General features: G+C 37.0%; 8 protein-coding genes. 2 read left to right on the top strand and 6 right to left on the bottom strand.

Annotated features, from left to right (window positions below; translation table 11 throughout):
* Positions 1-4: 4 nt before the first annotated feature.
* The 4 genes from B176_RS0115630 to B176_RS0115615 form a co-directional block, all read right to left on the bottom strand.
* Positions 5-1,135, bottom strand: coding sequence for a glycoside hydrolase family 26 protein (locus B176_RS0115630; protein WP_017259768.1), 1,131 nt, complete (start codon positions 1,133-1,135; stop codon positions 5-7).
* A gap of 284 nt (positions 1,136-1,419) precedes the next feature.
* Positions 1,420-2,436 carry an IPT/TIG domain-containing protein gene (locus B176_RS0115625; RefSeq protein ID WP_161603034.1) on the bottom strand — a complete coding sequence of 339 codons (1,017 nt, stop codon included), beginning with the start codon at positions 2,434-2,436 and terminating at the stop codon, positions 1,420-1,422.
* Positions 2,437-2,466: 30 nt separating this feature from the next.
* Positions 2,467-4,116, bottom strand: coding sequence for a RagB/SusD family nutrient uptake outer membrane protein (locus B176_RS0115620; RefSeq protein ID WP_017259766.1), 1,650 nt, complete (start codon positions 4,114-4,116; stop codon positions 2,467-2,469).
* 17 nt (positions 4,117-4,133) lie between these two features.
* Positions 4,134-7,307, bottom strand: coding sequence for a SusC/RagA family TonB-linked outer membrane protein (locus tag B176_RS0115615; RefSeq protein WP_017259765.1), 3,174 nt, complete (start codon positions 7,305-7,307; stop codon positions 4,134-4,136).
* A gap of 222 nt (positions 7,308-7,529) precedes the next feature.
* Between B176_RS0115615 and B176_RS0115610 the strand changes: the two genes are divergently transcribed.
* Together B176_RS0115610 and B176_RS0115605 are read left to right on the top strand one after the other, a co-directional pair.
* Positions 7,530-8,408: an AraC family transcriptional regulator gene (locus B176_RS0115610; RefSeq protein ID WP_017259764.1), complete on the top strand. Its 879-nt coding sequence runs from the start codon at positions 7,530-7,532 to the stop codon at positions 8,406-8,408.
* Position 8,409: 1 nt separating this feature from the next.
* Entirely contained in the window at positions 8,410-9,480 is a 1,071-nt protein-coding gene (locus B176_RS0115605) for an SGNH/GDSL hydrolase family protein (protein ID WP_017259763.1), read from the top strand.
* 1,032 nt (positions 9,481-10,512) lie between these two features.
* On the opposite strand, the gene trhA is transcribed toward B176_RS0115605, so the two are convergent.
* Positions 10,513-11,151 carry a PAQR family membrane homeostasis protein TrhA gene (gene trhA, locus B176_RS0115600; RefSeq protein ID WP_017259762.1) on the bottom strand — a complete coding sequence of 213 codons (639 nt, stop codon included), beginning with the start codon at positions 11,149-11,151 and terminating at the stop codon, positions 10,513-10,515.
* 209 nt (positions 11,152-11,360) lie between these two features.
* Complete coding sequence (locus tag B176_RS0115595) at positions 11,361-12,416, bottom strand: hypothetical protein (protein ID WP_017259761.1); 1,056 nt, start codon at positions 12,414-12,416, stop codon at positions 11,361-11,363.
* Positions 12,417-12,430 lie beyond the last annotated feature (14 nt).

Here is a 12,430-nt window from a genome sequence, read left to right as displayed (position 1 = left end):
TGCCTTATCGTGATTGGTAGATGTTCTTCCGTCTTAATTTCTTTTCGAACATTATCTTCCTGAGTTTATAGAATTTTTTAAAGTCTGGGGCAGAAACCTGACCTTTAAATGGAGCGTAATAATGCATTTTTTGTATGGAAGGCATATAGCCAGCATTGCGCCAAACCAGCACATAAGAAAGTTGAAAGTCTTTAATGGCGGGCCATAAAGTTCCGGTCCACCACTCGGGGTCTGGAACGGCTTCAAATCCTGTTTCTGCAAAAGCGGCTAACTTGTTTTTTTGTGATGCTATTGCGGTGAGTATTTGTAGTTCGTGTTTTACAGAATCTATGAATACGTTTTTGTCTTGCGCTGCGAACTGATACAGATCAAAACTGACTACATCCACGTAACTGTCTCCGGGGTAGCGCTCTAAAAATGCTTCTTCGTTTGACACACCGTTGGTATTATATACATAAATAAGGTTATGCATTTTTTTTTCGTTGCGTAAATAATCTACGGTAAATCGCCAAGCTTCCTTTAGCTCAGCGGGGCTGCAAGTGTTTTTACCCCACCAAAACCAGTTACCTATTAACTCATGGAAAGGACGGAATAAAATTGGAATTGCTTCGCCTTGATCTCCTTTGAGGGTAGCCATAAAAACAGCGGCTTTATCTAGCCAGTTTTTGTACAGCTCATGTTTTATTCCACCCGGTAAAATACTGGCAACAGCATTTTTTGTAGTATCCCAAGAAGACCCACCCGACAATGGGTTGTTGAAATGCCAACTTATCGTAATTACGCCTCCTCTTTTGTATCCATCTTTAATGTATTGTCGCATTTTATCGAATGACACACCGTCGATATTATTAGCAGCATCTAATTCTAGACCGGCTATGTCCCAGCCATAGACGGCAGGAAAATCATTCACGATGTCCTTGATGTCACTTTTGCCGGGTACATATTTCCAATTTGCTCCGTAAGCCAAATCATCTTGATGACCGAACATTGTGTGTTTCTTGCTTAATTTGTGCAAGTTTTGATAAAGCGCTAGGCTTTCTTTTGTTGCCGCGTTATCAATCAGTGATTGTGCATTTGCCTTTCCCATTAAAGAAAAAAGGAAAACCTGCATCAAAATAATTATGTTGATTTTCATAAATGCCAATTAAACTTATTGTGGTGTTAAAACTTGTTGAATTGCATTTCCAATTATATGACCATTTTCAAATTTAAAACCCAGCAAAGCAGCTATGGTTTGTGCAGCTTGGTTTTGGTATAATTGTCCTTTTTGCTTTATTAGCTGCCATATCCCAAAAGAAGGGCATTATTTTAGCCCTTCTTTCTTTTTCGTTTTACCCCAATATTTTCTGATACGGGATGTTGAATCTTGAGATTTGAATTTTTTATTATCAGACTCTTAATATGTGTTTGTTACTATTGTTAATAGAAGCCAATATCATCTACATAAATATTCGATGTAAAACCGCTAAATTCCTGAAAAGTTAAGTACTCTATTGTTGCTGGTGTTCCGATGTTGATTAATTGTACTTGATAGTCTGTCCACTTTCCTTCTGTTAGCAGTAGCTCATAAGAGCCCGCAGCTGGAGAAACAGATATTTTAACTTTTTTACCTTGGGTACCTACACCTCCATACATTGAAAGTTTAAGCATGGTGTAGCCCGTTGTAGAGAATTTAGATGATAATCTAAATCTCAAAGCTGAAAAGCCTTTGTGATTTACCAAAATTGAACTTGTTCCTCTTCTTACCACGTCCGAATTATTAAAAACAAGACCCAGAGTAGAGTAGGAGGTATTTGTCCAGCTGTTTCTTAGTGCGTCATCGTAAATCACATGTTTTAATCCGAATGTTTTGGTAGCAGTTGCTACACCTACGGGTGTTGTAACTACGACAGCGCCATAACTAACCCCAGCAGGTACTTTTACTTTTATCTCTGTTTTAGTGCTAGATAAAATTGTTGCGGCTAGGCCATTAATTGTTACGTTGGTTACGCCTTTAAAGTAAGCGCCCATGATGGTTACTTCATCGTCTGGTGCGCCGGCAGCAGGATTAAAATCGTCTACTCTAGGCATTGGCTGCATAATTTTAAAGTTTAATGTAGCCGTTCCGTACTTAGTTGTTACCGTTATTGGGTTGTTTACCGGGTCTACTAACTCTGCTGGTATTTTTACCGTAATGCTAGTGTCATTAGCAAAAACTAATGAATCTTTGACTATAGCGCCATTGAAATCAACTTTAAATGTTGTACTTAAGTTTTTACCTGTAATGATAATCCACTCGCCATAGCCTATAGATGGTAAATTTGCCGATCTATTGGTCAAATTGGTTACTGCACTTAAAGTTGGAACCGCGGTGCTTTCATTTTTATCCTTTTTACAAGCAACAATAGTCATAAATGTTAGCATAACTAAGCCCGCATTTATATATTTTCTGATCATTTTCATATTTTGAAAAATTAGTTGTAAAAGTTACCAGTTAGGGTTATTGCCTGGGATAGCTGTGTTTGAGTTTAATTCGTTAATTGGTATTGGTAACAATAGGTTTCTTGTATTGCGTACCTTTGAAATATTATTCTGTCCGGTAGAAATTTTATTCATCACCTGAAGGTAAATGCCCCATCTCATCAAATCAAACCTTCTTATACCTTCTAAATTAAACTCTCTTGCCCTTTCAGCCAATACATAACTGCGAAATTGCTCGGGTGTCATTCCGGCTGGAGCATATGCTTCTGGTACTGGTACCGCTGGCGAACCTGTTGTAGGGAATGAACGAAATCTAACTTTATTTAATGCGGTGTAAGCATCTGGAGTAGCGCCGTTTACTTCGTTTTCTGCTTCTGCATACATCAAATAAACTTCTGCATAGCGAAGCAATGGATAAAAAGCATCGCTGTTGGCTACCGTTGGATCAGCTACACTACTGTATTTAATGGTATAAGCTCTTTCTGCGGTGGTACTCCCGGTATTGTTGTAAGTAATGCCATCTACTACTTTATATTGTGCTGCCTGCGCTTGCGGATAAAAAATATAGGTGCCTTGTAAAGTCTGATAGTTATGGGTGATGCCATCAAGCACTCTTTTGTCCAAAATGTCATAATCTTTGTAATGGTTGTTGGTTGTCCATACAGCACCAACACCAAAAGTAGAACGAGCAGAAAAATAAACGCCTAAATTGTTGATGAATTCGGTTCCAGCTAAAGATTGGATTTCCCACATTTGCTCTTTTGAATTTCGACCGGCAATACTCCAAAGGTCTTTCCAGTTAGGTGTTAGTTCGTAAAGATTGCTCGAAATTACTTCTTGGGCTTTATCTCTAGCCAAAGTATAATAAGCCTTCGCGTCTAAACCTTCTAATCCCTTTACAACATCTTTGGTATAAGTATAATAGCCATTATCTGTGCCTCCACGAACCATGATGTTGCCAGTTGAAGCGCCAGAAGCCATTGTTAAATAGGTTTTAGCTAAAAAAGATTTGGCTACACCTTGGTTTACCCTTCCTGCATCACCAGCTTTCGGATGACCATAAGGCAACAAGTTTGTTTCCGCAGCTTTCAAATCCGCAATTACTGCTTCATAAGTTTCTTTTACGGTAGCCCTTGGTACATTTGTATTAGGGTTAGTGGCAGAAACAGAGCTTAAACGGATAGGTACGCCACCATATAGCTGTACCAATTGAAAATAAGCCCATCCTCGTAAGAAGTAAGCCTCACCCAAAATTCGTTTTTTAACATCAGGATCTATATCAGTGATATTTGGTACGTTTTCTAAAACTGTATTGGCTCTAGCAATAACAGTATAACAGCCAATCCAAGGACCATCTACTCCCCAATAATTTTGAGGATTACCAGCACCCGTACTTCCTAAGAACCAATCTGCACCAGAAACATGGTCATCGTCTAAAACAGTCATATTCCAAAAAGGTTGAATAAACAGATCATAAGTATAAAGTTCTGCGTAAACTCCGTTTATTGCTGCTTTTGCATCACTTTCGTTTTTATAAAAGTTTTCTGGCGAATAAAACGAGAACGGTTTTTCTTCTAAAGCTTTTTTGCAAGCGCTACTGCTTAGTAATACTAAGCCTATAACCGATGCTATAATATATGTTGAAAATGCTTTCATGTGATTTTTAATTAAAGTTAGAAATTGCAACGTAATGAGAAGTTATAGGTACGTGAATTAGGATAGCCACCTAAGTCTACACCAAATACTGCAGGATTATCGCCGTAACTGTTGATTTCTGGGTCAAAACCCGAGTAATTAGTAATGGTAAATAGATTATTTGCCCCTACAGAAACCCTTAATGCAGTAAGTGTTTTAGATTTTAGTGGTACATTATAACCTAATGTTACATTTTTAACCCTCACAAAACTTCCATCTTCTATAAATCTCTCGCTAAATAAAAGCGTTCTAAAAAACTGGCGTATTATTTTAGGACCAGTGGCATTGGTGTTATCGTTGCCTTGTGCCCAAGCGCCATCAGCCATTTCTTGTGTGATGTTTTTGTTGGTTCCAAGGTTTGCATTAAACCTGGTATTCATATTAATAATGTTGTTGCCTTGCACTCCGTTTACAAAAACACTTAAATCAAACCTTTTGAACTTAAAGTTATTGGTAAAGCCAAAAGTGTAATCTGGGTTTACGTCTCCAATAAAAGTTCTGTCTTTCTGGCCGATAGATGTAGGGTCATTGTCTAGGTTTTTATATTTAGCTTCACCTATTGTGCGCTTAATGATAGCATCACCTTGGTTGGTGTAAACCAAATCATTTCTTACTTCAGCTTCATTGTCATAATAACCATCTTCTACATAGCCGTAAAGCGCACCTATTGGTTTACCAACGGTTTGTATAAACGGAGCATCTCCTGTAGAAATGTTTCTTCCATACTGTTCAGTTACATCTGAGCCTAGGCTTAAGATTTTATTTCTGTTAAAAGAGATATTGAAGTTAGAGCCCCATTCAAAATTTTTGGTTTTGGCAATTACACCACTTAGAGTTACTTCTACACCTTTATTTTCTATAGAGCCTGAGTTAACTAGTTTGGTTCTAAAACCTGTGGATGATGGGATAACTAAATTCTGCAACAGATCGTCGGTAGTTTTTTGATACAGATCAATGCTTAAATTCAATCGGTTTTTAAACATGCCAAGGTCTAAACCCAAATTGTAGGCGCTAGTAGTTTCCCACTTTAGCTTTTCATTAGCTGGCCCGGCAAATAAATCGTTTGCTAAGCCTGTTTGCACAGCACCTCCCAACACATAATTATATACACTAAGTTTAGATAAAGATGCATAAGAGCCAATACCTTGATTACCTGTTTTTCCGTAGCTGGTACGCAGTTTTAAATCACTAATTGCGTTTACGTTTTTTAAGAAATCTTCTTCAGAAATTTTCCATGCCGCTGCTGCCGAAGGGAAACCCGCCCACTTGTTGTCTTTGCCAAATTTACTAGACCCATCCTGGCGGTAAGAAACCGTGAGGAGATAGCGGCTGTCAAAATTATAGTTTACACGCCCTAAAAATGAAATTAGGGTAGATTGATAACGAGAACTAATTACAGGCATTATTACTTCTCCAGCTGCCAGGTTTTCATTCTGCAAGCCATCATTTGGGAACGTTTTAGCTTCAACTCTTTTGCTTTGACCGTTTGTGCGTTCAAAGGTGCTAGCACCTGTTGCATTAACCGAGTGTTTGTTGATTTTTTTATTGTAAGTCACAATACTTTCTGAGGTAATGTTGCTCCAAATATTATCAGCTTTTAAACCCCAACCTTTCATCGAAAAGCCTTCATAAACACCTCTTGGGTAGTATTGGTCTCTCGCACTGTTCGAGTAATTGAAACCCACGTTTTGCCTAAATTTAAAATCCTTTAGAAAATTTGCTTCTACATAATTGGAAGAAAAAATATTCAAGCCTTTAACTTTGTTCAGCACCTCGTTTACATAAACATAAGGATTGGTGATAAATGCATCGCCAACACCGTCGTAAGCAATTGGGTCGGATATGGTAGATGGAAATGTAATTGCAGAACGAATAATACCAGCACTTGCGGCGTCAGACTTATCGGTACCGGTTTTTACCCCGTTTGTAGTTGTGTTGGCAAGCGAAGTGCTTGTTCCCATTTTAAAAGTCTTACTAATATTTCTGTTTAGGTTAAGTCCTAATCCAAATCTGTTGTATTTAGAATTTAACACTGTACCTTCTTGATCTAGATAGTTGAAAGTTACACTGTGTGTGCCTGCATCTGTACCGCCGGCGATATTTACCGAATAGTTTTGATACACCCCTTGGCGAAAAATCCGATCTTGCCAGTTGTTGTTATTGCCTACATAATCTTGCGGACCTTTATCGTAATAGGTTTGTCCTGGATTTAAAGGATCCGGTACCTGTGTGCCAGAGTAGGGGACAGCGTAATTGGTTCCGGTATAAATATTTGAATTAAGATATGCTAAGTTTTGGTAGGTAGCATACTCAGATGGGTTTAAAACATCCATTCTTTTAGATACTTGTGCAGTTCCCACATTAAAAGTCCCTTCAATTCTGTCTTTACCGCTTTTGCCTTTTCTAGTGGTAATTAACACTACGCCGTTTGCGCCACGAGACCCGTAAATAGCAGTAGCCGAAGCATCTTTCAAAATGTCGATGCTTTCAATGTCGTTTGGATTGATGAAAGACATTGCATTAAGCGTCTGTTTTTCGTCTTCGCCGATAGATGAAGGCGTACTGCCCGAGCTAGAATTGTTGAACGGAACGCCATCAATAATATACAAAGGTTCTGTGCCTCCTAAAAATGAGTTTGAACCCCTGATTCTGATACTTAATCCAGCGCCTGGCGCACCGTCGTTTTGCGTAACATTTACGCCCGCAACTTTGCCTTGCATGGCTTGTAAAATATTTGTGGGTACATCTTTTATAAAATCTTCCCTTTCTATTCTGGCAACCGAGCCAGTAAGATCTGATTTTTTTACCGTTCCGTAGCCGATGACAACAACATCAGAAAGCATCGTGTTTTTAGATTTTAGCCTAACGCCGAAAAAAGTTTTGTTGCCAATGGGAAGTTGTAAACTCTCCATACCCAAATAAGAAAAAGCGATGGTTTGCTCCTTGGATGTTGCGCTAATAGTGAATTCGCCATTGGCGCCAGTGAGAGTACTTGTTTTTGTGTCTTTTATGCTCACGGAAACCCCAGATAGCGGAGAGCCAGTGTCATCAGAAACCCGTCCGGAAAGTTTTAAGCCTTGAGCGAAAGACTGAGTCGTATATAATAGACAAACAAGTACTGCCAATAAATTAAGAGTAAGTTTATTAAGCATATTGGTTTAAATTGGTTTAACCAAATGTAGCAAGTGATGTCATCCATTAAGTAATACTTTTTTATCATATTTCAATGTTTTTAAAACTTTATAATATTGATTGTTAATGATAAGGTGGTTTTATGATTTGTTATAGTCTTTTTATTAGCTATTTATCTTTTGTTGCTATATATTTGTTGATGGTGTTATTTTATCCTATATATTGATATTATTTTAATTAGCGTGAACCACTTAAATATAATAAAAGAAATTACGCCACTGACTACCAGTGATTGTTTTACGATTTTCGAAAGAAAAAAGCAAGACTTCGATTTTCCTTTACACTACCATGAAGAGATGGAACTGAACTTTATCTCGAACGCTAGCGGAGCTAGGAGGGTTGTAGGTGATCATATTGAAGAAATCGGAGATGCCGAACTGGTTCTTGTAGGCAGTAACCTACCGCATGTTTGGGAAACGTATAAGTTAGCAGGAAAAGAAATACATGAAGTAACGATCCAGTTTCATAAAGATTTATTCGATGAAAAATTTCTTCGGCGTAACCAGCTCCGTGTAGTTAGAGAAATGTTCGAAAAATCAAAATGCGGTATTCTATTTTCAAACGAAACGGCCGCGGCTGTGGGCCCACGATTGATAAGACTGAAAAAAAAGCATGGCTTTGATTCTGTACTAGAATTAATGTCTATTCTTCATGATCTATCAACGTCTAGGGATATGCGTACACTGTCTGATGCAACTTTTAGTAATGCCGAATTTTCTTATAAAAGCCGTAGAGTAGAAAAAGTAATGGAATATATCAATGCAAATTTTGACAAACCGGTTAATCTTGCAGAGGTAGCTAAAATTGCCAGCATGACAGAAGTTTCCTTTAGCAGATTTTTCAAAAGCAGAACCGGCACTAGCTTTATCGATAGCTTAACAGAGATTAGGCTAGGTCATGCGTCTAGAAAGTTGATAGATACCACGGAGGCAGTTGCTGAAGTAGCATACAATTGTGGGTTCAACAATATCTCTAATTTTAACAGGATTTTTAAAAAGAAGAAAGGCTGTACACCTAAAGAGTTTAGAGAAAGCCTTTCTGGCAAACGGATTTTTGTATAGTATGATGAGGAATATAGTTTTGTTAATTCTCGGTTTTTGGACTTGCGCTTTAAGTAGCAAAGCAGGTAATGTGTCTCATTTTTATCCGGCCAACCATAGCTATATCCAATATACCGGACGTGTCGATTTCTCTACACCAACAAAGCCAAAGATTTGGGCATCCGGGGCTTATCTGCAAATAAAATTTAGTGGCAGTTTTTGCATGTTACAAGTTAATGACGAGTTGCTTTGGGGAAAAGTCAACAATTATTTAACCGTAAAAATTGATGATCAGCCTGCTTATAGAATTCAATTAAAAGGTAAAGAAAATGAGCTAATACTTGGGAAAGACTTAAACGAAGGGGTGCATACGGTTTTGGTATGTAAAAGTACAGAGTCTGAAAATGGGTACATTGAAATTTTGGGGATTACTTGCGAAAAGCTCCTTAAACAGCAAGCAAAGCCACCACGGAGAATAGAATATATTGGGGATTCCATTACCTGTGGTGCCGGCAGCGATGAAAGCCAAGTTAAATGTGGGGACGGCGAATGGCACCACCAGCACAATGCTTACCAAGCTTACGGACCTACAACGTCAAGAAGTTTAAATGCGCAATGGCATTTATCGTCAGTTTCTGGAATTGGATTAATGCATAGCTGTTGCGGAAAAAAAATAGTGATGCCACAGGTTTTCGATAAAGTAAACATGGCTAAAGATTCCATAAAATGGGATTTTAGCCTTTACCAGCCAGATGTAGTTAGCATTTGTTTAGGGCAAAATGACGGCGTACAAGACTCTGTGCTATTTACCAGTGCTTATGTCAAATTTGCTAAAACACTAAGAACTTATTATCCAAAGGCGAAATTGATATTTTTATCTAGCCCAATGGCTAGCACCGAATTAAAGCAGGCTTTGGTGAAATACCTAACAGCGGTTGAGGAAAAAATGATCGCAGATGGCGATCACAACGTTGGCAAATATATTTTTACCCAGCAATACCATAAAGGCTGTGGAAGTCATCCTTCCGTTGCAGAACATACAGAAATTGCTACTGAACTAACGGCTTACCTTAAAAAAACTATGAAATGGTGATGTTAGTTAGTTTTTAGTTGTTAGTTAGTTAGTTAGTTAGTTAGTTAGTTAGTTAGTTAGTTAGTTAGTTAGTTAGTTAGTTAGTTAGTTAGTTAGTTAGTTAGTTAGTTAGTTAGTTAGTTAGTTAGTTAGTTAGTTAGTTAGTTAGTTAGTTAGTTAGTTAGTTAGTTAGTTAGTTAGTTAGTTAGTTAGTTAGTTAGTTAGTTAGTTAGTTAGTTAGTTAGTTAGTTAGTTAGTTAGTTAGTTAGTTAGTTAGTTAGTTAGTTAGTTAGTTAGTTAGTTAGTTAGTTAGTTAGTTAGTTAGTTAGTTAGTTAGTTAGTTAGTTAGTTAGTTAGTTAGTTAGTTAGTTAGTTAGTTAGTTAGTTAGTTAGTTAGTTAGTTAGTTAGTTAGTTAGTTAGTTAGTTAGTTAGTTAGTTAGTTAGTTAGTTAGTTAGTTAGTTAGTTAGTTAGTTAGTTAGTTAGTTAGTTAGTTAGTTAGTTAGTTAGTTAGTTAGTTAGTTAGTTAGTTAGTTAGTTAGTTAGTTAGTTAGTTAGTTAGTTAGTTAGTTAGTTAGTTAGTTAGTTAGTTAGTTAGTTAGTTAGTTAGTTAGTTAGTTAGTTAGTTAGTTAGTTAGTTAGTTAGTTAGTTAGTTAGTTAGTTAGTTAGTTAGTTAGTTAGTTAGTTAGTTAGTTAGTTAGTTAGTTAGTTAGTTAGTTAGTTAGTTAGTTAGTTAGTTAGTTAGTTAGTTAGTTAGTTAGTTAGTTAGTTAGTTATTTAGTTAGTTAGTTAGTTAGTTAGTTAGTTAGTTAGTTAGTTAGTTAGTTAGTTAGTTAGTTAGTTAGTTAGTTAGTTAGTTTTTAGTTTAGAAATAGGTAACTACTCGGTTTAAAAGAAGCTGGATTTCTTTTAATGATTAAATGGTTTGTCAATACACGAACTAATAAGAAATTCTATAAAATTGATGCTTTTAAAAGTATTCCAAGAACTGTTGGAATTCCAATTTAAACAGGTTTTTCTTTTTAAAGTCGATGCATACTTCTCACTTTCTTATTACACTGCCAGCAAAATAGCCACATAGTGGCAAACCGCTGCTGCTAAAACGAAAAAGTGCCAAACAGCATGGTTAAACGGATACTTTTCCCACAGATAAAAAATAACGCCCAATAGATAAAGTCCACCTCCAATCAAAATCATGATCATTACGTTGTTTGGTATAGAGGTGAAAAAGGTTCGTCCGCCCACTAATAAAATACAGCCCATCGTCACGTAAACAATCGTTGAAGTTATGTTCCATTTACCAGTAAAAAATATTTTGAAAACGATTCCAAGAGCTGTTAAACTCCATAATATGGATAATAAAGTAATACCAAATGGATTGTTTAAATAGATTAACAGAAAGGGTGTGTAAGTTCCTGCAATTAGGAAATAAATACTGATGTGGTCCAGGATTTCTAAAACGCGTTTTGCTTGTGGATGTTGAAAGCCGTGATACAGCGTAGAGAAAGTAAAAAGCTGTAAAAAACAAAATCCATAAATGGCAGCGCCAATAACTCCTGAGGTGTTATTGCTTTTAAGTGCTAAAGCAATTAAGATTGGAATACTCACAATCCCGAAAATAATTCCGAAACCATGTATAATGCTATTTACAAGTTCTTGTTGAATCCGTAAGTTACGTTTCTGATTTTCCATGACGATGATAAATTTGTCTGGCAGGCGTTTATGCGCCCGTTTTTATTTCAGTATAAATATACGCAACCTATTCAATTGAGTGTCTTTAGATGGTAATTATTCGGTCTCTAAAAAGTCTAATTTTGTTCTGAAATGGATTGTTTTTTACTAAATTAGATGAGGATTACTTGGGTAAATTTACTTTGCCTTTAGCTGAAAAGTAGCGGCGATCAATCATGCACTTTACTAGTTAGGCAGGCATACAAATGTGCTTTAACCATACGTCCCATGTGCTTAATTTTAGTAAATTTTTTATCTTGATGATAAGCCGCCAATTCCTGTCCCAGTGCCAAAGTTTTTTCCAAGGGAGCAATTTCATCGTTTAAAGAAGCATCAAAAAGTTCACGGATTCGGTAGCGACCTAATTTTACGCGGTGACTAATGATACTTCGTTCTTCTTGTTGATATTGCTTCATGGTTTGCTCGTTGATGGAATCCATCCCTAAAAAAACCAGGTTATTGTTTTCTTTAAAATACTGTGGTAGGTAAAGTTTTAGCTTGCCTTCGTAAGATTGTTGGTCAAAATCTATCGCCCTAATCCGGTATTGATTACCTTCAATGTCGGGCGTAATGTCCACCACGAAATTGTAAGAGCGCATATCGCCCAATAACCGCACAAAACAGCGTTCATTAAATTTAACAAATTCTTTGCTGATCCGAGTTTGGTTGAACTTAATGTCGTTGATATATTCATCTACAAAAACATCGCCCGGTAAACCCGGAATATGCTCCTCAATTAGTGTTTCTTTATTGGTGATGTAATTTATTCTGTTTGGAGATAAAATGTGCTCCAGCTCTAAGCCGTAAATCCGTGAAGCATCAGCTCGTTTTACATAAAAATGGTCGTAATTGTCATTCAAGTGGTTGATAATACGAACTCTGAAAGGCTTTGAATTGCCAAATGAGCAATAGTCTATCCTCGATACGGAAAGGTGATTCATTACAGCTAAGCGCCCCGCCGCATGCATCAAGGCATAAATGTATTTTAAACCCGCATAAAGTTCTTTCATCTCACTTTCGTCATAATAAACGGTTTTCCAAAGCGTGTCTTTGTCGTTCTTATCCAAAAGTGGCGTGGCCAAATTAAAGCGAAGCATGTCAGCATACTGTATGGGCAGTTCCAGCTCTCTATCAAACTTAATTAAGTAATTTCTTAAAGGTTGTTGAATCGGATAAAAAATCTTCTTCTTAGATGGTACGTCGTTTCTATCTTGTAAAATGCTCATTATAATGTGCTCTA

The organism is Pedobacter arcticus A12, from assembly GCF_000302595.1.
Taxonomy (GTDB): domain Bacteria; phylum Bacteroidota; class Bacteroidia; order Sphingobacteriales; family Sphingobacteriaceae; genus Pseudopedobacter; species Pseudopedobacter arcticus.
Note: the sequence above shows the minus strand (reverse complement) of the source record. Positions and strands in the feature narration are given on the sequence as shown.